Consider the following 23,378-nt stretch of genomic DNA (forward strand, 5'->3'; position numbering starts at 1 on the left):
AATTACTTGACCGTTCAGAGCTCTCCTCTTGGCTAACGAAGATCAGGGCTTTCGGTGTCTGTCGCGAAAGCTATAGCCTTTCTCTAAAAAGTGAGGTGCCCATTTTGCCAAGAAAAGCTTGATAATATAAGGGTTCCAGCATACCTCGGCATACCTCATCTTTCGCTTGAAACGCTATAACGCATTCAGGCGATCGGTCAACACCATATTAGATGTTAAATTTAAAATTTTAGATGCCGGCATACACACCCGGTAAAGATTTGGAGTAAATCTGGAGCCGCATTTTTTCACTCAACAGTATAAATTTTAAGTTTTATGCAGAATACCCGAATTAACAGATTGATTGATGTTCTGGGCGAGCAATTCACACGCTGGGCGAGCAATCCTTGGCGGCGGATTTCGCTGTTGCTAATTAGCTTGCTGTTTGGCACTTTTTTGGGAACAGCTATTTCGACGATCGCCGGACAGTCGGCTGATTGGGATATTATCGCTGGTGCGCTGTTAGTATTGTTGACGGAGTTGGTGAGCCTGCTGGTTTATGGTTTCCCGCGGCTAAAAACCCGTTTTTTGTGGGTGGAAATGCTCAATGCTCTGAAAATTGGTGTGACTTACAATTTATTTGTGGAAGCTTTCAAGCTTGGCTCGTGACTACTCCTACACCGAATCAAAGATTAAGGGCATCCGGGCCGGGCCCTTTCTCGGTGAGTTTGGGCCCGATATTTTGCAGAAGATGGATCGATCGAACTTAACTCCTGTAGAAATTTTAGAAGCATGGATAACTGGCGATCGCCCGCTAACCAATATCCGCGCCGGCGAGTTAGAATTGCTGGCTGCTTGGGAACTTGCCGATGATGCGCGCTCGCGCGCTTTTAACATTACTCCTGACAATGCAGCCGATTTTGTCCGCCACAAAACCGATTTATTCTTTTCTCTGCTTGACGAACTCCATACTTTCCCCCTAAAGTCAACTGTTTTTCTCGAAACTTTGTGGAATCTTTGGCTGCCGCTGGCAATCCAATTATCGAATGAAAAACAAAGTTCAAACCAAACTCTAATTCAAGGGATTTTAGGAAGTCAAGGAACGGGGAAAACAACTTTATGCCAAGTTTTGAATCTGATTTTGGGAAAACTAAAATGTTCTACAGTCAGCATCTCTTTAGACGATCTTTACAAGACTTATGCCGAGCGCCAACTACTCCAAAAAGCAGATCCGCGTCTAATTTGGCGAGGCCCTCCGGGAACTCACGATATTGACTTGGGAATAGCAGTTTTAGACAAGCTGCGCGGTTTTCGTAGTTGCGAATTAGCAGTTGACAATCTAAAATCTGATGTCTTTAAAACTGATAGAATTAACAATATAATAGAAATTCCCCGGTTTGACAAATCGGCCTGCGGTGGTGCGGGAGATAGAACTCAACCCGAAATTATTTTCGGTGCGGATATTGTACTGTTTGAAGGTTGGTTTGTCGGGGTGAATCCAGTCGCAGAGGCGACATTGAACCAGTTTTTGGCGGAGGCGCCGTTTCCGATTTCTACAGAGGGCGACTGTCAGTTTGCGCGCGATATGAATGCGAGGCTGCACGACTATTTGCCGCTGTGGAACCGATTAGATCGGTTGATGCTTTTGTATCCCCGAGATTACCGCCTTTCTCAAGTGTGGCGCAATCAGGCGGAACGGGAAATGATCGCGGCTGGTAAGTCGGGAATGGGAGAGGACGAAATTAATCGGTTTGTGGAATATTTCTGGAAAGCCCTGCATCCTGAGTTATTTATTCAGTCGATGCTTTCGGGCGATCGGGTGGATTTGGTAATTGAAATTTTGGGATCTCGGGCGATCGGAAAAATTGGTCGGGCGATCGACTTAAATTATGTCCGATCGATTGAAAGCGATTAAAAGTCGAGCGGGTTTTTGAGATTGTCAATTATTGGCAAATCTTTTTTGTGAAGTGAACCCCTACCTTAATTACGTGCAATCGACCGGAAATGATATTACCATCCTGCCTTCAATTGAGACAGGCTAAATTAACTGCCGGGAGTACCGAGGTCGATCGCCTTCTCGACCAAATCGTCAGTAACATTCCCCGGTGCACCTGCGGGCTTAACTTCCTTAGCCATCGAACGAAAATCCTCGGGCTTGCTGCTGGAATCTGCGGGCTTGGCGATCTCTTTAGGAGCGGGAATATCAAATTTAGGTTTAGTTGCAGCGGCCGCAGCTTGGGCTCCTGCACTGGTGCGATCGATTTCACTAACACTGAATTCTTTGGAAGCTTCGTAGTCTGCTGATACATCAACCGTCGGCAACTTTTGTTCTCCAGCTTCCACATTTTCAGATATCTGCTGAGCCTCAAATGTTTGAGAGTTATTTGATTCTTTACTGACTTCAGACATAGCTGACTCCTTGCTACTTTTATTTAACAATTCACTTTTTTGATCCTTGCTTAATTTCCTGATTTTTGCATCTACCCGCAGATGTATCCCTTGCTTCTATCTTAAGGATGATTTCTGGGAGGGCAGCAGCTCGACATTACATTGGTTTCCCAAAAGAAAGCAAGTTTAGGCAAGCTCCAAACCCTTACACAATCTGTCATTTCCTACTGTTTAATCGAAAATAGACAATCGCAAATCAAAAATTGCATTACCTCTTGGGGATGGTGACTTGTGCTTACAAATCTTGATATTTATATATTTTGTAACCCTTTTTAAGGAACTTATTTATGAACTCACCTGCCGAAACCAATTCTCACGCTCTCTCCAGCGATACTCAAAACACGGTTAAGAAAATCAACGGGTTGGGTACAGATGAAAAACTGGCTCTGCTCTACTTTATTTACGAAGAAATGGGAGATTCTATTACGCCAGCCGCCCCCACCGCCGCCCAACCCGAATTAGCTCCTGTGCTGCTAGATGATTTTTACAACCTTTCCGATGACGAACAACTGAATATAATGCGAGCTATTGTCAACCGCGATGACACGCCTTATTCTCGCGCTTACGGAGCTTTAACTGCTAACAATCAGTTGGTGGTTTGGTATGCTTGGGCTATTGGGATGGGGGATAAGATTGTGGATATCCCCGAAGGATATGAGGCAACTGAGGCTGTCAATGGCGTGTTGGGTGACATTGAAGCTCTTGATTTTGAACAGCAAATTTCGGTGCTGCGCGATGTAGCTAATAATATGGGCTACACCGATGTTAAACCAATTGCAACTCAGGACAAAGTAGGGAAAACTTCTAGTCTTTAGTCGGCGTTATCAACTGTTTCTGGACAAAGGAAGATTCGAGTCGGCATTTGGATAATGAGCGGACATCCAGCATATTCCATGTATAGCGATACTCGCATCATTCGCATAATTTATTGTAGGGGCAAACCCCCCGTGGTTGCCCCGATTGAGGGTAGGCACGGGGCTGGGTAGGCACGGGGGCACTACCCCTACAAGTTTTGTGCGATCGTTTAGGGTTGCTATGTTCTTGCTTGTTTACTTTTATAGTTTATCGTGAATTTTTCGGGGAATTTCTATCTTAAATGTCGAACCTTTTTCAAGCTGACTTTCTGCGGTAATTGTGCCGTTCATCATCTGAACTAAAGAGGCACAAATCGCTAGTCCTAAACCGGTACCTGGATAATTACGGGTTATGGTTTGGTCTCCTTGGTGGAATTTGTCAAAAATGTGGGGCAGATCGGTTTCACCGATGCCGATTCCTGTGTCGCGAACGGTGATATTTAGCCGATCGCCATTTAATTCCCCCACCTCAATCCAAATGCAGCCGCGATGTGTGAATTTAACCGCGTTGGAAATCAGATTGACCAAAACTTGTCGCAGCCGCCACTTGTCATTAACTATAAACTGATCCTGCAAGCAGACGTTGACTGAAATTGCCACTTTCTTTTCGGTGGCTTGAGTTCCGAATTCCAGGGCGACATCCATGACTAAGTGCGCTAAATCAAATTCTTCTGTTTTTAATTGAGTGCTACAACTCTCTATTTTGGAGAGGTCAAGGATATCGTTAATCAGCACTAGCAGGTTTTTGCCGTTATTTAAAATGCGCGCAACCATCTGTGTTTGCTGGGTACTCAGCAGTTGTTTGTGCTGGCGCAGCAGCAATTGCGAAAAGCCGATAATTGCATTCATGGGAGTTAGCAACTCGTGGGACATGATGCTCAAAAATTGCGATTTTAACCTGGCTGCTTCTAACAGTTGCAATTTTTGCTGTTGAATGCGGCGGCTCTGCTTTTCCAATTCTTCCTGCTGGCGAATCAGTAGCTCGTTTTGCAAGTCTAAAAGCTGTTCCTGCTTTTTTAATTTTTCGATCGCCCGCGCGGTGTTAATCGCGATCGCAGCTTGTTTTCCCATCACCGCCAGCAGTGGTAAAGATCCGTCAAGGGCCGCGCTCTCTTTCCCGTTGCCGATCACCAACACGCCCAAACGCCCGGTTTCCCCCGACTCGATCGCCGCTGCACAAGTCGCCGCCGGCACGCCTGAGCCGGAGTCAGAGTACCACAGTTGAGACTCTCCCGTCGCAAACGCTTTCAACAGCAGCTTGTCTTGCACCTGGGGGGTTTTGCCTTTCTCAAAGTTTTGGGCGCCTCCGACAGCGATCAGTTTGAGGCCGCTGCAATCGCCCTCCGGGAGCGCCACCAGGCAAAATTCAGCTCCGGCGATCGCCTCCAGAGTCGCATCCGCCAGCGCTTGCAACAACTCGGACAAGTCACCCGCGCGCTGGCTTAACAGATTTGTAAACCGCTCGATCGCCTGCAAATCTGCTGCTGCATCCGTTACCTTTATAACTTCACACAAATTTTCGGCTCTGAAGTTAGGTTCCGAGCAGGCTTGAGGGTGCCAAAATTCTGGTTCTCCTTCTGGCCAGGCTTGAGTTTGTTCGATCGTGTCCATCTCTGTGTAGGTTCCCACCCACTCTAAAAAATCTTGACTGTCTGGGTTCGCCCGGGAGCCTCTAGCTATGTTCCAGCGGTAAGTGCCGCAGCGCGTTTGGAGACGAAATTTTATTTCGTAACTTTGTGCATCCCTGACATTCGGGCCCGATCGCGCCAACAGACGGGGGCGGTCTTCTGGGTGGACGCACGCCAGATAGCCGAAACCTAATCCTGCTGATGCTGGTACCCCCGTGTACTCCTCCCAGCAAGGACTCAAATAGGTCGCCTGGCCGTTGGCATTTACTTTCCAAACTATTATGTGAGGAACTGGCGATGCAGGGCGATCGTCCTGAGTTTCGGAGTCGCCAACTTGCCCTTGGGGGGAGGTTATTTCTGATACTTTGTGTAATGTTTCCCTGTCCGAAAAATCGGCGCTAAAATAGTTATTGCCTTGATAGTGAGTCATAACTGGTTTTTATCAATAAGCATTCAACTAGAGCATTAACATCGATTCCAGACTGGTGCTGCTAGCTTTGTTTATTTTGACTGCCCAAGTGCATCAAAAGTTTTTATACTTTCAATCTATCTGGGTAGTGTTATCTTTACCTCTATCAACGGGCGGACAATAACGTAATTCAGTTAAACTGTTAAAACATTCAAAGCTTAGCGTCCCGCGATCCGGCGATCGCCGACGATCGCAGCAAAACAACTTAAAAATTAACTTGCAACAGGGTGACTGCATGAGTATGCTTAAAAAAGATGTGCGGGTTGTCAAACCCTAAATCGGGACACATTCTCAAATTTACTCAGTTTAGCTGAGTTAGTTGACCATATTTTAAAAATTTAGTGGACTATTGGAAGAAAGATGAGTAAAATTCGCGTTGCTTTGATAGAAGACCACGACTTGACAAGAGTCGGCATCCGCACAGCTTTACAACAGCGTGACACGATAGAAGTAGTCGGGGATGCAGCTAACGCTACAGACGGATTGAAACTGCTTCAGTCTTCAAAGCCTGACGTGGCAATTGTAGACATTGGCTTGCCGGATTTTGACGGCATTGAACTGACACAAAAGTTCAAAAAATCGGTAACGGAGTCCGATCCAGATACAAAAATTTTGATCCTGACTTTTCAGGACAATCAAGAAGAAGTGCTGGCAGCTTTTGCCGCCGGAGCTGACTCTTACTGCATGAAAGATATCAGCTTCGATCAGTTATTAGATGTCGTAAAAGTAACTCACGAAGGTAACTCTTGGATCGATCCGGCGATCGCCCGCATTGTCCTGAAACAAGCTCGCACGAAAGAGTCGGCCCCGGAAGAACCGAAGGCTGAGGGCAAAAGAGTCACAATTAAGGCGGCCGAACCCGAGTTCAGTCACATCATTGAAACTTACCCTTTAACCGAGCGGGAATTAGAGGTTTTGGAACTGATTGTGCAGGGTTACAGCAATGCTGCGATCGCCGAAAAGCTGTACATTACTGTCGGTACAGTCAAGACTCACGTCCGCAATATTTTAAACAAGTTGTGCGCTGACGATCGCACTCAGGCAGCCGTACTCGCCCTCCGTTCCGGCTTGGTGGGATGAAGCACGACCAGCAGGTAAAAGTAACTTAAAACTAGGGTGCTGGCCGCGAAGTGTTCCCAATAATCTCAGGTACGCCGCCAGTACCCAGCCGCATAGTTTCAAGTTGAAAAAAAGCTAGATTTGAAGTTTAAATCTATCCCAGTGCAGATATTTAAAACAATACTTGTGCAACTAAATATACCTTAAGATAGATACAAAATGACGAATGGATTAGTAAAGCTTAGGTAGCTCGTTCGCCAATTAGCAGAATTGCGATCGAACTTACGAATACTGGCGCGATTTCACACAAAATGCTGCGGCAGGAGCAAGATACTCCTACTTTTAGGAATAGTTAAGCAGTTAAAAAATTTATATCCGCAGACTGATGCCTGAGTTCGCTTAATTTTGCGAGATTAACATTATCAACTTTTACTGAAATATTCTAAAAAGAGGTACTATGGTCGCTCCAATTGAATTTAAGTTATTTGCTCCCTACAACAAAGGAGCTGCCTTGATCGGGTGTTTTTCTAATTGGGAAGAAATCCCGATGGAAAAGGACGAAGAAGGTTATTTCAGTACCCGAGTTGATTTGGAGGATGGCGTTCATCAATACAAATTTCGCGTGCAGTCGAAAAGCTGGTTTCTGGAAGCAGATCAGTGGGTAGATGTGCTTGATCCCTACGCGACAGACATTGACGATCCGACTCAAAACGCCGTTGTTCGGATCAAAGATGGCTCGCGCATTGTCGATACCTACGTCTGGAAACACGATGACAAACCGCTTCCTGCCGATCGGGAATTAGTGATTTACGAAATGCACGTTGCCGACTTTTCCGGCGGCGAAGCAGATCCGCTGGCCCGCGGCAAGTACAAGCACGTCGTCGAAAAACTCGATTACCTAACCGAACTCGGTGTTAACGCGATCGAACTCATGCCCCTCAAAGAATACCCGGGGGACTACAGTTGGGGCTACAACCCCCGCTACTTCTTCGCTGCCGAATCCAGCTACGGCACCACAGAAGAACTCAAAAAGATGATAGACGAGTGTCACGCCCGCGGCATTCGCGTCATCATCGACGGGATTTACAACCACTCCGAATCATCAAGCCCCCTCACCCAAATCGATCACGACTATTGGTACCACCACGCCCCCCGCGATCCAGACAACAATTGGGGCCCGGAATTCAACTACGAATTTTACGACGAAAACTTAGGAACTTACCCCGCGCGCAAATTTGCCGGCGATACAGTCCGCTATTGGATTCAAGAATACCATCTCGACGGCATTCGTTTCGACGCGGCGCGACAAATTGCCAACTACGATTTCATGCACTGGATCGTTCAAGAAGCCAAAAGTGTCGCCGGCCCCAAACCGTTTTATACCGTTGCCGAATACATTCCCGAAGATCCTAGCATCACGAATCTAGACGGGCCGATGGACGGCTGCTGGCACGACAGTTTCTATCACTCCATAATTCCCCAACTGTGCGGCGATAATTTTGATTTAGAGCGGCTCAAAGAGGTAATCGACTGCAAGCGGCAAGGTTTCTTGGGTGCTACAAATGTAGTCAATTATTTGAGCAATCACGATCACGATCGCCTATTCTCAGAATTGGGCGATCGCGGAATTTTGGATGAAGCAGCATTCAAGCGGGCGAAGTTGGGAGTTGCGCTGTTAATGACTGCAGTTGGCGTGCCGCTGATTTGGATGGGCGAAGAATTTGGCGAATACAAAGCAAAAACAATCGAGCAAGCTAAAATTGACTGGACGCTGCTAGGAAATGACATGAATAAAGGTTTGTGGGAATACTACAAAGGCTTGATTCACCTGCGTAAAAACAACCAAGCACTTTACACAGAAAACATCGAGTTTTTCCACGAAGACCCCGACTCTAAAGTGTTTGCTTACACTCGCTGGAACGACGAAGGTTCGAGAGTTGTGGTAGTGGCGAATATGTCGGAAAATTATCTAGCAGGTTACAGCGTTCCCCACTTCCCGGCCAACGGAACTTGGCACGAGTGGACGGGAGATTATGATGTTGAATCCGGCGATGACAATATTCTGATTGACTTGCCAGAATACGAAGCAAAAGTGTTTGTTTGGCAGTAATATCAATTCCACTTGCACTCATCCGGAATTGTTGACTGTTGACTGTTGACTGTTAAGTTAAGAGGGCGGGCACTCTTGGCATCGCCCCTACTGACTGTTGATTGTTTTGCTCGTTACCAGGCTCTGCCTGGTAATGCAGATCCGGAGGCTCTGCCTCCTTCTTTCTTGCAACTTACAGGAGAGAGGAGTGTAGGAGGTGTTTAAGTTATTAAGTTTTCGATCCTAACCTATCTTAAGGACAATCAAATTTGTTTGTAGTGAGGACTAAAGTCCTCACTACAAACCGATGATCTGAACACAAGAAATACAGCATATTCCTGGTTTATGAAGTACAGCAGGAGGCAGGAGGTAATAATAGCAATGATTTGGGAACTCGAAAAGATCCTAACCGTTGTGGGATCTAATTATCAGGACTCGCAGGACTCGCTACAAACCGATTGTTAATTGAAACCAGGTATTTTGCCTTGTTGATTTTCTAGGTATAACTGGGTGGCGGCGGCCACCGGTAATGGTTTGCTAAAGAAGTAACCCTGACCCATCTCGCACTGAAGCGACTGCAAAAATGCCAACTGTTCTACTGTTTCTACTCCCTCAGCAATCACTTGTAAATTCAAGCCCTGTCCCAGGGCGATCGCCAATTTGACGATCGTAGCACCGTTGCTACCGTTCAGCAAATCTGCCACGAAAGATTTGTCTATTTTTAAATTGTTCAGCGGAAAGTTTTTCAGAGACCACAACGAAGAATAACCGGTACCAAAATCGTCCAGAGAAATCTGAATTCCCATTTCCTGCAACTGCAGCAATACCGACACCGTAAAATTCACATCAGTCATCGCAACGCTTTCGGTGATTTCTATTTCTAAATACTCGGGATTTAACTCGGTTTCTGACAAAATTTTAGCGATGCTTTGTACCGTGTTAGCTTGCAGAAACTGGCGGCCTGATAAATTCACAGCTACCCGCACCGGCTGCAATCCCATTAATTGCCACGCTCGATTTTGCAAGCAAGCAGTCCGCAGCACCCATTCGTCTATTTGGCAGATAAATCCTGTTTCCTCAGCTAAGGGAATAAATCGATCGGGAGCAATCAAGCCGCGTTCGGGATGTTCCCAGCGGATCAGAGCTTCCTGTCCGACTATTTTGCCGGTATTTAAGTTGATTTGCGGTTGGTAGTGCAGCACAAATTCTGATTTTTTCAGAGCTTTGTAAAGCTGATTTTCTAAGTTAAGTTCTTCGGAGACTTGAGTGCCGATCGCCCGCGTGTAAAACTGATAATTATTCCGACCTTTCTGTTTCGCTCTGTACATCGCAGCATCAGCATTTTTTAGCAAAGTTTCTGCATCTTCTCCGTCGTAAGGAGCCAAAGCAATTCCCAAGCTAGCCTTAGTATAAAGCTCCAGACCGTCAAAATCAAAAGGACTGCTTAAACTCAGGATAATTTGCTGGCAAACTTTAGTTGCGTCCTCTGGGCTGTTGATATTGTACAGCAGCAAAGTAAATTCATCCCCGCCCCAACGGGCGATCGAATCCCCCGGGCGCAAACAGTTAGTCAAACGCCGAGATACACCTTGCAGCAACAAATCGCCCACGGGGTGTCCGAGAGTATCGTTAACATTTTTAAATCTGTCCAAATCTAGAAATATCACCCCCAGCATTTCGGCGTTTTGGTGAGCGTTTGCTAAAGCTAAAGACAGCCTTTCATTAAACAGCAACCTATTCGGTAAACCTGTTAGTTGGTCGTGAGAAGCTTGATGGCGGATCATCGCCTCGACGCGCCTCTGCATGGCGGCCATGTACAGGTGAGTTCCCAAAGATTTGGCGAGCTTCTGTTCGTCGCTGCTCCACTTTTGAGCTTCCTCGGTTTTGATTTCTTTCCAAGCTGCAAAGGACTGTCGGGGACGATCGTTCCGGGCGTCGGAACTGCAACTGCCCGCCCACCAAATTTCGGTTTCTACGGCGCTGCGAAAAACGGTGAGACAGCCGATGCACTGTTGTCGGTATTGCAGCGGTACTGCCAAAAATGACCGAATGTCAGCTGCGAGAAAATTTGCAGATAAAGATTTGAGTTGCGGTTCTTGAGAAAGATCGGAAATCGCGTACAAGTGAGGTACGATTAAATTGGAAATATTTGTGTCAATTGAACTGTAATGCTCGGAATACAGATTTTGAAAAATACCTAATTGGCTGGTATTGTCGGCAGTTGGCGATCGATCGTCTGAATTGGCAAACCCCATGATCTGCTGCCAAAACTCGCTGAGTTCAATATCTCCGTCCCCTGGCTGCTGGCCGCAGGTATAAAGTTTAGCCGGTCGATCGCCAAACTCGGCTGCAATGTACAGCCGCCCTCCCGAACCGCGCAAATGCTTGACAGTTTGTTCGAGAACTGCTTGCCGAATTTCGTTGAGTTCCAGAGGAGAGTGCAGCAAACTGCTAATTTGGTTGACAACTGCTTCGTCGCGCGCTTGCTGTCGGGCTTGACTGAGGAGAAAAGATTGGGCGATCGCAATTGAAAGCTGATCCACCAACAACTGCACTATTTTCAATTCTCGATCGCTAAACCGTTTCGGTTGGCTGTGGTGACAGGCTAACAGCCCCCAAAGCTGATTTTGATGCAAAATTGGCACCGTCAGAGAAGAAAGCGCCCCCATAGCCTTGAGATATTCAACGTGACAGGAATCTACAGGAGAATAGCGAATATCTTCAACGGGTAAAGTTTTGCCGGTTTCGGGACAGTCTAACCGATTAATTGTTTGATGCTGCAATTGGACATCTACAATCACTCGCTGTCGCGCTTTGACAAACATTTCGCGGGCGCTATTGGGAATGTCGCCAGCCGGAAAGCGCAAACCCAACAGAGATGGCAAATTGTCGCCGTCGATCGACTCAGCAATCACCTCGCCGCTACCGTCTGCTTCAAAGCGATAAACTTTTACCCGATCACTGCCTAAAAAGCTGCGGATTTCTCGCGCCGTTGTCGTCAAAATCTCTTGCAGTTCTAAAGATTTGCGAATGCGATTAGTAATTCGATTGAGTAATATCTCTTGTTCTAGAGTCGATCTTGACATTTGTCTAACTTTTGCGCGGGCCATCCCTTTTGATCTCCGGCTGTTGACAGCATTTTTGCGAGCTGCTGTGTTAACTCGCCCTGTATTATAAGATTACAACACTTTCGCTGCGTCTGTGCGATTTATTCAACCCGGAATCGAGAAATTTGGTTTCTGGGGATGATTTTGATTTACTGACAAATTTCGGTGAAAAACCCGGTTTCTCAAAAGACTTTTATGAGGACTCGCATTCCTCACTACAAACCTATTGGAGCGCATGGAGAAACCGGGTTGATGATACTTGCTTCTGGAAATACCCACAGAATGCTGGTTCCTCAACCCGGTTTGTAAGTATTTCTACTCGGAAATGTCCGGTTAAGCCGATTTCCAAATTTCGCGAATTCTGTCGGGCAAAAAGCCTGCTATTTCCTGAATTCGTTCTTCGGACAATTCATCCTTCGTTGCCGAAAATACAGCGGCGATCGCAGTTTCCGGTTTGACTCCAGAAGGAAGTGCGCCTTCTTGTTCCACTCGAAAAGCAAACAAATTGGAATCGATTCCCACAGGTGCAGGCTCGCCGGTCAAAGGCCGGCGCACCCGGCTCAGCAATCCCACCAGCGGATTCGTATCTTTCCAGAGGTCTGCTATTTCTTTTTGCAGGGTTTTGTCGTCTGTAGGCAAAACTTCTTTGTGCAGTTCGGCTTCCACGCGCTCGCTGGCTTCTGTCGTCATCAAATCGCGCATGATCCGGTACACTAATTCGGTAATGTCGCGCGCATCAAAAATATCCTCCATGTTACCGTTTACCATCACTTTTTCCAAAAACGGCATATCCTTAGTGGCGATCGGAACTGCTGACCCTTCTTGATGCAGGGACTTAGGAGGATTTGTCTCCAGTTTCTGCAACAGTTTGCGACCTTTTTCGGTTAAATCGGCTTTTTGAAATGCCACTAAAGGCGGCAATAACTCAGCCCCTCCGTAAGGCTGTCCGCTAAACTCCGCTTTGATAAATTGCCTTTGGTTGAGGTAGTCCAAATGACCTAGCAATTCGGCTTCCGCCACCTCTCGACCGACATACTCTTGGGCTGCCTTCCTAATTTCCGACTCTCCCGTACCGTTGCCGCTGCCAATCTGTTTGAGCAAAATGTAAGTCAGGTCATCTCTGATTGCAATTGTCATCAAAATCTCCTAGGTTAATATCTGGTCAACACCAAGTAAAAACTGATATTTTACTTGCTAAACTTGTGAGAATTATTACTTAAAAATATTGAACTCTAAACCGCAGGCAACAAGTATCTCTCAGCAGGTGGAAGTTGTTAAAGTTTTGTGTTTGCTAGAATCTTTATTTAGGTAGATTAACTTATGGCAACTGCCGTCTAATATTACAGTCTCGGGCGCAGGCAGTGTCAAAAACCCGGTTTCTGCCTCAAGCATCTGTCGGATATATGGACGATTTTTAGTAGAAACCGAGTTTTTTGCGTCCTGGAGTGTGTTAGGTATGATTCAGAAAAGCCCCCGCCACTCTTGAGAGCAACGACAGCAATTAAGGTAGGAAGCTTTACTTGCAATACTTTTCCGCTGCGATCGCGCCCGGTTGCCAAGGCTGAGCCACCCGCCGTTGGCTGAGTTGATAGTTTGCGGTCTCGATCGGTAAAATTATGGAGATGCTATGGTATCGATCGAGTGGTGCAGTCTGTGCCTCCAACTGGCAGCGATATTATACAATCGAGCTAGACCGAAGACTGACCATCGAGGAGCTACAAATACGAGCCAATCTGTTTCAAGTGCCGGAGCGCCACTTGAGGAATGCCTCGGATACAACTCTGACGATCGTTTTTCGAGCTGCGTTTATGAACTACCCTAATTGGAATCAGAATTTGGAATCCTCGCCATTAAATAACGGTCAATCGGCGATTGACAGGCGTCCATTAGTTTTGGCTGTAGACGACAATCACGACAACTTAGAACTACTGACGCAAATACTCGATTTGTTCGGCTGCGAGTTCGTGGGAGCCGTTGACGGGTACAGTGCTCTGGCGGCAGCAGTCGATCGACTTCCAGACCTGATTGTACTCGATATTTGCTTGCCGGATATAGACGGTATAGAATTAGTCAAGCGCATCAAACAAAACCCCGACCTGATACATATTCCGATTGTGGCTGTCACAGCACTAGCAAAAGCAGAAGACCGCGATCGGATTCTCCAAGCCGGCTGCACTGCATACCTTTCTAAACCTTTTAACATCAAAGATTTAGAAACTATTATCAACTACCAACTCAACTATCAGCCGTTTCTGGTTGAATTTTAGACTTAGAACTAGAATCGCGAACTTTAGGTGCAGACTCCAAAATTGCTGTGGTTCCCGTGCGGCCAGTCTCCAAAGTCGCATCGCTGAGCAAATCACTCACACACCTAAAATCTATTTGATTGAGTCTTTTAGTTGCAATTCCAGAACAGACTCTAATTGCGATCGTACCTGCGAAGCCAAATCTTCCTGACCGTTATGAGCCAGCAATTTTTCAGGCTGAGTAATCGCATTTTCGAGCGCAATTATCAATTTATTATCCAAAAGATTGCATTGCGCCTGACTCGTTTGATGTCCGAGTAGATATCGGTACAAAGCTTGGATTCCCTGTGCAAGACTCCGTTCTAATTTGCCGCGAGTAGGTACTCAAATTTCCCCGGTCATATTTTTTAGATACAGCAAGATAACTTAAAAAAACTGTTAACAATTAACCCTTCTCAACCAATACGGTTTAGTTAACACTGTTGGCTGTCGGGAGATTCCTTGGAGCATCCCCCGCATCCTTGCGGGGACGCTAAAAAATACTTTTTTTACCCGATTTTTAAGGGGGACGCCAGGGGATATGTCTTCAGTTAACTGTTAACTCTTATACGGAACGGTCGCGCTAGCCCACAGTAACTTGATTGGTTTCCACCGCACTTGCACCCTTGACACCTTTAGCAATTGTCGCCAACTTGTTGACAATTTCTTGACTTGGAACAGTACCTTTTAGAACCACCGTAGTCCCCAGTTGCGCCACATAAACAGTCTCAATATCCGCAACATCAGGATTTGCATCAAAGGCCTGAGCCACCCGTTTAGCCAAACCGCTTTGATCGTATTCTCCATTCAATCCCATGCGTTCCGGCGGGATTGTCTGAGGACTCGCAGCAGCTTGAGCTGGAGCTTGAGCTACAGGTGCTTGGTAAGCAGGAGCTTCCACATTTTCTTGATTTTCTTTTTTTTCTAAACCAAACAATCTTTTTAACCAGCCCATAGAGTTTGTCCTCCCACAAAGTTTGTGTTAATTCTTGCGTTAGTTGACAGTTGGCACGCCACCGTGCAGTTGTTATCCTATATACTAGGAATTGCGATCGCGCTTTTGGACGCAGAAACCAAATTTTTATACAATAAAACCTCGTTTCCACCCTTTTGCCCGGTAGAAAAACCCGGTTTATTGAGTTTGACGCGCCATCCATAAATACAATTTAATATTTTACAAGTTTGCTGATCATCTGCCTGGAGACATAAATTGTCCCGAACTCAAGCAAATATCTGCACTTACCGTTCCGGTAAATCCAACTTAAAGCCTTATTCCCAAAATTTTACGATTTTTTTGTACGTCCGGTACTGCCCAATATTCGCATCCGCCAAGTTAGTAATGAGAATTAAATAACTTACCATTTTTATTGTTGTTGTGCTAGGACGGGCGGGACATCCCACAATTATGTCTAAATTATTTAATTCGCGATCCTTAGTAATGCAGCAATCAGATAGACGATTGTCCGACAATTTCGCAACAACTCCAGCTCGCATTTTCTCATCGCTCCAGCGGTAGAAAATAGAAGAATTTAGTGGCGTGTTTTCTGGAAAATAGTATATATTTTTAGTTTAAACTACCGCCAATTTGTGCAACACAAAAATCAGGTATTTGTAGCATTACCTCAACTCATAATTAGGTCGATTTTTTTTAATAAAAACAATTGCAGTTTGTTAGGCTGATTTGGAGTTGGTCGAGTCGATCACCCAAACTATTCACCCATCCACAGCAAATGTAGTTAAAGTAACTAAAAATTATTAACGGCTGTTTATGAAAAATAATTTAACTTTTGATAACAATATAAATAGTCAGGACATTTTAATATTTGTAACTAAAGTAACATTTTATCGCTGACAGAGCTAATACCTTAGAAAGATGTCATTTTAGGCGGAAAGGAGGAGCATGAGCTTGTAATTATCAAGCAAGGAAAACCAGAAAAATTAATGGCTTGTACAACTGGATTTTCGCGCGATCGCCTTTAAGTCAAGTTTGAGCAGACAATAGCAATGATTATTTTTGCTTATACCTTGGCAGGATTAGTTTTCTAGTTTTTGACTGGGAAACTTTGCAAGACCCAAATCAACTTTGACGACTGCTGCTACCTTAGTAATTGGTAATCGGTGAAAATCTCATCCGTCCCTGTTACCTGTTAGATATTCCGAGCAGTGGCTTGAGGGTTCTAAAAGTTTAATTGGGGATGCTGGCAAATCACCGTTACCGCAAAACTCTGGAGTGTTAAAAATGCTAAAACAAATGTGTTGGTTGCCGAGATTGGGAGGTAATGGAGAAAAGATATTGCACTTGCGGACTGAAGTACGTCAAGCGTGGCTGCCTTATACAGCTTTTCCGCAATTCGCTGCACCCGACTACAAGGAACCGGACGGTTCTAAGGGATGGGCAACATTTCAGAAGCTACAAACTCAAGGCTGGAATTTAATATCGACTGAACAAGGGCAGGATTCGTTTTTTGACCAACAGAAAAGTGCTTAAAGCAAAAACTGCAGCAATAAAAGAAGAGGTCAAATCCTCTTCTTTTTATTAGTGTCTCGGACGCAGAAACTGTTTTTTGCTCTGATATTGCCGCGATATTATGTCCGGCACATTACCTGTAAGCTGTCGCGCCAATAAACATTGCATATTCAGGGCGGGTTCGCGTGCCCACCCCACTCATTGTTTTATTTTGACATAAATTTAAATGTCGCTACAGCTTAAACCCTTATTGTTTAAACATTGAAAATAAAGCTAGCTTAACGAGAGATAAGCTCCTCAAAAGTTTGTCTTACAATTTGCTTTTTGCCAGCTTTTTTCTGCACTTTTGCTATCAAAAATAACCACCAATCTTCCAGATTAAACAATGTCCATCCTTGATGTTTAAAACTTATAGTAGAATAAATATCTTTTACCCATTCTTTGGTTGAATAATGATGAGCAAAACTGCAATCCTTAAATGATGAATAGGGGGCTAACTCTTGATTAAACAATCCCAGTATTGTATCGTTAAATCCCCTAGTCATCATATCAAATACTGGATAGGTAGCAATCGGAGAAAAATAGGTTGGAGGCATAACAATATCTATATTATTAGATTTTCCTGCCTCATCAATCGACGCCAGCGTCAGTCCATAAAAAGTACGCTTAATAGTAGTATAAAATTCGTCTTCTTTATATTCTACGTTGTCCCAATTTTGCACCAATAGCGATGCTAGTCTTTTGATAATCGGATGTTTGGGCTTGGCTCCAATCAGACAATTTTGCAAAAAAACCGCTGTCTCCATTGTAGCAAACATAGGATGGAACATACCAGCAAAGAAGTCATAGCAATAAACAAAAACATCCAACGGCTTTAAACAAATACAATCGCAGTCAGCATATATTCCACCATATTGGTACAAAATATCGTATCGCAGTACATCAACTCGTTCACCTATAGTTAAAGCTTGGTCAAATAAAAACTTAAGCTCTTCGTTGACAAAGGTATAGTTTTTTACCTCTTCATTAGTCCAAAGTTTATACTCCCAATGTGGATGTTGTTCTCTCCAAGTTTTTTGGTATTCCTGTAATTTTGAAGAAATTTGACGGTTCCCAATCCATATCTGATGAATAATTTGGGGAATTTTGGGATTCTCTTGAGGTTCAACCTTTAAAAAGTGATTCTTTTGATATAAGGTTTTAAAAAAATTGAAAGAGTCGAGGTTATTACCTTGATATTTTTCAATCTGCCTAAAATACCCCGTTCCTTTTCCCATAGCCATGTCAAAATCAACATAATAGTTTTGTAATTGTTCTTGTAACAAAGCTTTCTGAGATAACATATTTTTATACTGAGTAAGTTTTTACTACAAAATCAACTAGGCTAGAATCAAGAATATACTAAGGTGCGAATTTTGCGGTAAACTCAATCAACTCGTCCACCTGTTCTTGAGTAAACCAGCGCTAAACAGTAGCCGTAGGGTGCGTCGCCATCAATCTATCTCAAAGGAAGGACAGCAAGCGACAATCGATGAGCGACGCACCTTACTCTCACCCACCTTGCGTCAACTTTCCCCAACAGTTACGAACGTTGCATCATTTTGGATAATTGGTATTATATCACATCCTCTCTTCATCGGAATAATAAATTCGAGTCAACAGTCAACAGTCAACATCACCTGACGGTGTAACCAGAAATGATATTATTTGTGGCTTTACGGGGCAATATAACCTCTGACAGGAGAAACTTCCTTTTACGAGTTTACGCATCTAGATACAGTATGCTTGAAGAAATTATTAGAGCTGTTTTCCAATAAGTATCCTCTCGATTTATAGATAATTCAAATAACAATGGCTGGTTTCATCACTCTTTAAATCTCAGCATACCATTTTAATGTGATTTTACTATTTCAGCCAGCATACAGTCCGGAAGTAAACCCAGTGGAAAGACTGTGAGGGTATATATCGGCACTCGTCCCTGCTGACAAACCAAACAAACTAAACAATTATCTTGTTGCAAAATTTTTGATAGTATGATTTAGGCTGATAATTGTTACGATTTGTGTTAAGTAGCCGCCTTGATATCCTGCCACCAAACATAGACATAAGGCCATATCAATGTCTGATCGTCTAGCTTCACTGTCACTTCATAACGGTCAATATGCGTGAGTTCGCCAGTTTTGCCATTCAAATACAATTGTTGGGGATTGTCGGTGATAATTTCTACCCTTTGATTCAACAGCGGCTGCATCTGGGTAGAAGATCCCTGAAACGGATTTTTGCCTTTGAGCGCATAGCTGCTAATCAAAGATAAGTAAATTAAAGCTATGAAAAATACGGTACACAAAGCCACAATTAGTAGTGTTTTTTGTTGCGAAAAATTGGTATAAATGCTCGCAACTCCTACTAGCATAGTTCCGAAAAACAAAAAACTTGGCAGGTACAGCCCGTCTCCCAGAAACAGGCTACCAAACAATATGAGTACGATCTGACAAGCAAATAATGCAGTCACCCAACTCCACGCAGTTAGCAACGATGAAGACAGCAGCCAATTCATTGCTACAATCAGGGCGATCGCCATTGCAATGCTCCAAAGCGGTGCCGCAAAATCGTACTGTCTGAACGGAAGAAGCACAAAAAAGACTACAGCATAGGCAAAACCTGCCACAGCACAGGCCAATCCACTAATTATTTCGTTCCAGTTCAACATGGCGATGCCTTTTTGCAGCGACCGAGTAAAGCGTTCATCTTCTGAGGATTGCGGTAAAAAAGTCCCAGCGGGCTAAGGCTAAGAACTTTAATCGCAAGGTGCGCCACAAGTACCTTACTGCTATATTTAGAGGAGCGAATTGATTGGTTAACCCAGGGTGCTATCCAATAGACTTGCGTTGCATTCATCTGCTCGATAGGTGTGTTTATCTGCCTGACATCTGCGGTTACTCGATCAAAGATTTATGCAATTGCTCGTTTATTTTTCCCAAGGTGTAAGATTGGCGATGACCGCAGGCAGAAGTCAGCCGGAGCTGAAGGTATAATTTTCTGCCTACCCGATCACTTAGGGTCGATCGACTTAACAAATTGTTGCACAGGCTGCGGTAGAGCCGGCACAAAAATCTTTCTAAAACCCCTCACATCAAATACTCGCCACAAAATACCCACCGCTACTGTCAAGAAAAATAACGCTCCCAAAAAATTGAACACTACAGACACAAAATTGCCGTTCCTTTTTTTCGGAGCTGTAATATGCTTGCTCCGATATACAGCAGGCTCGTAATCTTTCGGTTCCTCGCGAGGACGCCGCGGCGTTTTGGGGCGCGAAGTCGCACTGCGGTTTCCAGTGAAACCCGTGCTATTAGTTTTAGTAAAAGTGCTCGCCGAGTTCAACTCAGAAGCGCCACGCATCCCCGTTAACCTGCTAGCAGAAGTCCCGGTTTTGCCACCAGCAGCATCCTGAATTCTGCTGTTAGAGCGTTGAGTCGATTGGCGATCGGCGAGGGAGCGCATCAAACTTTGCAATTGCTGAGTCGCCGCCGGAGGGCGTTCCCCTTTCCTCGCCCAATTTAACAGCATCGCCCCGGTAATTCCGCAGAGATTCTCGGCCCCCACAGAAGCCAGCCGTTTCAGCAGAGGCTGGCTGTTAGACACAAAAATCACCAATGACTCCGGGTGTTCCTGGGCCAAACCGTAAACGCACTGAGCCGTCGCCACCACGAGCATTGCTGGCTTGCTTTGATTTTTGATCGAAGGCTCGAGAGTGCGATGCGTTTCTTGAGCGTCAGTTGCAATCCAGCCGCTTTCGGCAAAAAAGCGCATAAATTCCCTAGCGATTTTCTCGATGGCCGGTTCCACCGCTTCGTCGGTGAGACGATCTATTTCGTCGTACACTACTTCCGGGATATAGCAAGTTCCCACCTTGGCATATTCTTGCCACACTTGGGTTCTGCCAGCCATCAAAACATCTGCATCAAAAGTTACCAATACAGGAGGAAGTTGATTAGCCATGACTTTATCCTAGATGTTCAGTTAAGACTCCCCGCTTTTTCATAGTCGGGGATGATTAATTGTGCGAATGTCCTTTAAGTGCTATGTCCTTGCGGCAGTTCTTAAACCTCTCAACCGTACAGCAGTACCAATTGCCAAGCCTAATTCACAGTCACGCCAGAGGGACTATCTCCAAAAGCTTACTAGGATACAAGCCTAGAGTTTGGGTGTGTCCGCCCTACTTAATTGATTTCAACCAAGTTATGTATTTTTTGGTACCGATCGGGCGTTAATTTTCTCGCTGTTTTAAGTGTTGTCGCGGCACTGTACCCAATTTTTACACAAAAGTGTGTCTTAACACTTTCACGATGGTGATGGAGTTTAACCTTGGCACATCCATCTTAATGCAAAGCCGGCCGCTGAAGAAGGGGTTTTAGACCCAATTTCTGGAGAAGTTATTTTTAATCGATCGATCGAACTTTCCCCTGGCTAAAGCTGAGGGGATTCTAAACTGTTGCCAAGATGCGGGCCCCTCGCCACACCTCTCGGCTTTTTAGTTTTGGTTTCCCAGATCAAAAATCTGGTAGCGAGGTTCAAAACTCGCCTACAGACATTGACTAGACTTCAGCCTAGCTGTGTCTCTGCTTTCGGCATGATGTCGGCGGCTCCCTTCAAGCCAGCATTGATTAATTGTTCTTTCCCTGTGCGGTACATTCCGGGTGTAACTGGCTTTGGGCTTGATTTCCACCCTTGGTGGTTTTTTGTCAAAATCACCATCTAGGAAACTAGCTTTGCTGGTATTTGAGGCCTCAGTTTCAACAAATTTAATGCCGTATTCTTCGCACACTTGTTTAACTGGTTCCTTGAGTTTTGCTGTAGGTATTTGTACAAAAAACTGGGTGTTTTACCCAATATTGCTTCTTGCCTTTGTGCTTGGTTCCATCCGAAAACCACAGTGCCAATATGGTATTGAATGCAGCGATACCCAACTAATCTTGCAGCTTTGTTAACTGCATCTGACATTTGTCTGTTGCGCTTTTCGGTATCGAAAACGGCATTAGTTTCCGATTCCCAGACGGCCTGCCAAAGCCGGAGTCAACGGTAACAGCGCAGCAATCATCAAAAACAAAGCTAGCAAACCCAAAGCCGCGCGAGCGTCGTCAGGCTCAGTCAGTTCGTTGAGGCTCGGCCGCTCCAGATTCCGCTGTAAAATCAGAATCACGATCGCCCAATATAGAGCCAAGGGATTAACTAAAGAAGCGATCGCCAGCACCACAAACGTCGCCAGAGTCGCGCGACTGGCAATTTTGCGGCCGTAGATTGCTTGCACAATTCTACCCCCGTCCAACTGTCCCGCCGGCATCAAATTAATCGCCGTGATTACCAAGCCCAACCAACCGATAACTACCAGCGGGTGAACATCAACAATCTGCTGCTGCAAGGCAGAACCCAAAACCACTTTTGTCAAAGCTCCCACCAAAACCGAACCCTTGAAATATTCTGCGGGAACTTGAAACAAACTACCAGGGTGAGAAAGCAGCAAACCCGTTACCAACATTAGGATAGAAACTATGCCCCCAGCAGCAGCTCCGGCAAAAGCGATGTCAAACAAAACTTTACGGTTGGGCAGCAGCGACTCAAAACGGTCGATCGCCCCAAAACAACCAATCTGCAAAGTTGGTATAAAAAACGGCCAACTCAAGCCAACCTCGTACCGATTTGCCACCACTCGGCGAGCAATTTCGCCAGAGCCTAAAACCGCCCAAATTCCCGCCGCTATCGGCAGAACTTCTAGATATCGATCCGGCGAGTTAAAGAAATCGAAACCGAGCAGCAAACCGCCTGTTTCCAAGCTAGTAGCAATTGTTGCCAGCAGCAGCACGACTGCTAGGATTTTTTGAGATACGGTTGTTGGCTGCGGGTCGTTTGTGCTCGGCAAGATAATAACTATCGGCTTGTCGTCCTGATTATCTACTAAGAATAGGCGGTAGCGATCGTTTAATCTTTCTTGCAAACTTGCTGTCAAACGCGAGTGTACTTGTTCGGCGTCTCCCCGAAGATTCCCTTTCAAGATCACCCCATCTTGATAGGGAATTGTTTCTGTGGCAAAGAAAGTATCGATGCCAAAGATACTTTTAATTGCCTTAAGGTCTTCTACTGGAACCGGAATTATTTCTAATTCATTAGTTGCAGGTGGCGGTGTGACTATCTTAATGGTTTCTTTGGCTGAGTCCGGCTGCGAGTCAGGGGTACACAAACTATCGCTTTGGGACTTTACTTCAGCAGCATCGCGCGACTTTGGCGCGGAGTCCGAGGCAGCTTGACGCAATTGTCGGCCCAGATAAATGTACAATCCTGTGGATGTCACCAGCAGCAACAATACTGCCACTAGATTGAGGTAAATCCCGGCGGCGAACAAACTAAAGAACAGCAGCCAAGGACTCATCAGCGCCACTGACTGCAACCAAGCCAAAATTCCCAGTTTGCCAAAGGGTCTGGCACGGTAAAATCCCCAACTCAGAATTCCTGCAGCAATCAATAAGAGTGCAATTGTTGCCGTATTTTCCGAGCCAATTATCGGCATTCCGGTTGCTTGCGCCAATACGGGCTTAAATCTGCCGATCGCGCTGCGGTCGAGCAATAGCATTAAATTTTGGGAAATATGAAATATAGTTGCTGGGAACATTATCCAAACCTGTCGGAAACTAGCCTGATTACTAAGGATAACCCCTGATGGCTACTCGGCCCACAATCGGCGCCTGCTGCTGTTTTAATATTGCAGGCGCGAGGCTATTGACACAAGAGACTTTTTATGATATTCCACCGACTGCGATCGAGAGCGGCCCAGAGGGGTAGTGCACATCGGGCAGCGGGAAGATTAGTCGCGGTTGGGCAAACGTAGCTTTTTCACAGATTTGAGTTGGTTTCGGATGCCAGAATCGGGAACAAAGGCAAAAAAATGTAACTGCCTAGCTAGTAGTATTTGACGGAAAGAAAACAGAGACATTACCA

The 23,378-nt window shown here is 45.2% G+C and carries 18 protein-coding genes; 7 read left to right on the top strand and 11 right to left on the bottom strand.

Annotation, left to right across the window (positions count from 1 at the left end; all coding sequences use genetic code 11):
- The first annotated feature begins 315 nt into the window (after positions 1-315).
- Both IQ270_RS08405 and IQ270_RS08410 read left to right on the top strand, forming a co-directional pair.
- Positions 316-648 carry a DUF565 domain-containing protein gene (locus IQ270_RS08405; protein ID WP_193972776.1) on the top strand — a complete coding sequence of 111 codons (333 nt, stop codon included), beginning with the start codon at positions 316-318 and terminating at the stop codon, positions 646-648.
- Complete coding sequence (locus IQ270_RS08410) at positions 638-1,894, top strand: glycerate kinase (RefSeq protein ID WP_339384392.1); 1,257 nt, start codon at positions 638-640, stop codon at positions 1,892-1,894. The genes IQ270_RS08405 and IQ270_RS08410 overlap by 11 nt, the downstream gene beginning before the upstream one ends.
- Positions 1,895-2,022: 128 nt before the next feature.
- Here the strand turns inward: IQ270_RS08410 and IQ270_RS08415 are convergent, their stop codons facing one another.
- Positions 2,023-2,388 (bottom strand): hypothetical protein, encoded by a 366-nt coding sequence (locus IQ270_RS08415; RefSeq protein ID WP_193972777.1) that lies wholly within the window; start codon positions 2,386-2,388, stop codon positions 2,023-2,025.
- Positions 2,389-2,714: 326 nt separating this feature from the next.
- Here IQ270_RS08415 and IQ270_RS08420 point away from each other — a divergent pair, with 326 nt between their 5' ends.
- Positions 2,715-3,242, top strand: coding sequence for an orange carotenoid protein N-terminal domain-containing protein (locus tag IQ270_RS08420; protein WP_193972778.1), 528 nt, complete (start codon positions 2,715-2,717; stop codon positions 3,240-3,242).
- A gap of 240 nt (positions 3,243-3,482) precedes the next feature.
- On the opposite strand, the gene IQ270_RS08425 is transcribed toward IQ270_RS08420, so the two are convergent.
- A complete protein-coding gene (locus IQ270_RS08425) occupies positions 3,483-5,339 on the bottom strand; it encodes an ATP-binding protein (protein WP_193972779.1) in 1,857 nt (618 codons plus the stop codon).
- A 399-nt stretch (positions 5,340-5,738) separates the two neighbouring features.
- Between IQ270_RS08425 and IQ270_RS08430 the strand changes: the two genes are divergently transcribed.
- Positions 5,739-6,458: a response regulator transcription factor gene (locus tag IQ270_RS08430; RefSeq protein WP_193972780.1), complete on the top strand. Its 720-nt coding sequence runs from the start codon at positions 5,739-5,741 to the stop codon at positions 6,456-6,458.
- Positions 6,459-6,894: 436 nt separating this feature from the next.
- Positions 6,895-8,547, top strand: a complete 1,653-nt coding sequence (locus IQ270_RS08435) for an alpha-amylase family glycosyl hydrolase (protein ID WP_193972781.1) — start codon at positions 6,895-6,897, stop codon at positions 8,545-8,547.
- A 440-nt stretch (positions 8,548-8,987) separates the two neighbouring features.
- Here IQ270_RS08435 and IQ270_RS08440 read toward each other — a convergent pair whose 3' ends face one another.
- Positions 8,988-11,612, bottom strand: a complete 2,625-nt coding sequence (locus IQ270_RS08440) for an EAL domain-containing protein (RefSeq protein WP_339384393.1) — start codon at positions 11,610-11,612, stop codon at positions 8,988-8,990.
- Positions 11,613-11,966: 354 nt separating this feature from the next.
- Positions 11,967-12,770: a DUF2267 domain-containing protein gene (locus IQ270_RS08445; protein WP_193972783.1), complete on the bottom strand. Its 804-nt coding sequence runs from the start codon at positions 12,768-12,770 to the stop codon at positions 11,967-11,969.
- Between the two features lie 479 nt (positions 12,771-13,249).
- Here IQ270_RS08445 and IQ270_RS08450 point away from each other — a divergent pair, with 479 nt between their 5' ends.
- Positions 13,250-13,900 carry a response regulator gene (locus tag IQ270_RS08450; protein WP_228056176.1) on the top strand — a complete coding sequence of 217 codons (651 nt, stop codon included), beginning with the start codon at positions 13,250-13,252 and terminating at the stop codon, positions 13,898-13,900.
- 111 nt (positions 13,901-14,011) lie between these two features.
- Here the strand turns inward: IQ270_RS08450 and IQ270_RS32255 are convergent, their stop codons facing one another.
- Positions 14,012-14,212 (bottom strand): Na-translocating system protein MpsC family protein, encoded by a 201-nt coding sequence (locus IQ270_RS32255; protein ID WP_339384395.1) that lies wholly within the window; start codon positions 14,210-14,212, stop codon positions 14,012-14,014.
- Positions 14,213-14,501: 289 nt separating this feature from the next.
- Positions 14,502-14,873, bottom strand: coding sequence for a BON domain-containing protein (locus IQ270_RS08460; RefSeq protein WP_193972784.1), 372 nt, complete (start codon positions 14,871-14,873; stop codon positions 14,502-14,504).
- A 1,284-nt stretch (positions 14,874-16,157) separates the two neighbouring features.
- Here IQ270_RS08460 and IQ270_RS08465 point away from each other — a divergent pair.
- On the top strand, positions 16,158-16,406 hold the full coding sequence (locus IQ270_RS08465) for a hypothetical protein (RefSeq protein WP_193972785.1): 249 nt from the start codon (positions 16,158-16,160) through the stop codon (positions 16,404-16,406).
- Between the two features lie 257 nt (positions 16,407-16,663).
- Here the strand turns inward: IQ270_RS08465 and IQ270_RS08470 are convergent, their stop codons facing one another.
- The 5 genes from IQ270_RS08470 to IQ270_RS08490 form a co-directional block, all read right to left on the bottom strand.
- Entirely contained in the window at positions 16,664-17,728 is a 1,065-nt protein-coding gene (locus tag IQ270_RS08470; protein WP_193972786.1) for a glycosyltransferase family 32 protein, read from the bottom strand.
- Positions 17,729-18,450: 722 nt separating this feature from the next.
- Positions 18,451-19,095 carry a hypothetical protein gene (locus IQ270_RS08475; RefSeq protein WP_193972787.1) on the bottom strand — a complete coding sequence of 215 codons (645 nt, stop codon included), beginning with the start codon at positions 19,093-19,095 and terminating at the stop codon, positions 18,451-18,453.
- Between the two features lie 341 nt (positions 19,096-19,436).
- Entirely contained in the window at positions 19,437-20,387 is a 951-nt protein-coding gene (locus tag IQ270_RS08480; protein WP_193972788.1) for a PIN domain-containing protein, read from the bottom strand.
- A gap of 603 nt (positions 20,388-20,990) precedes the next feature.
- Positions 20,991-21,143: a hypothetical protein gene (locus IQ270_RS08485; RefSeq protein ID WP_193972789.1), complete on the bottom strand. Its 153-nt coding sequence runs from the start codon at positions 21,141-21,143 to the stop codon at positions 20,991-20,993.
- A gap of 280 nt (positions 21,144-21,423) precedes the next feature.
- Complete coding sequence (locus IQ270_RS08490) at positions 21,424-23,052, bottom strand: site-2 protease family protein (RefSeq protein ID WP_193972790.1); 1,629 nt, start codon at positions 23,050-23,052, stop codon at positions 21,424-21,426.
- Positions 23,053-23,378 lie beyond the last annotated feature (326 nt).

Source organism: Microcoleus sp. LEGE 07076, assembly GCF_015207455.1.
In the GTDB taxonomy this organism is placed as follows: Bacteria; Cyanobacteriota; Cyanobacteriia; order Cyanobacteriales; family Microcoleaceae; genus Microcoleus.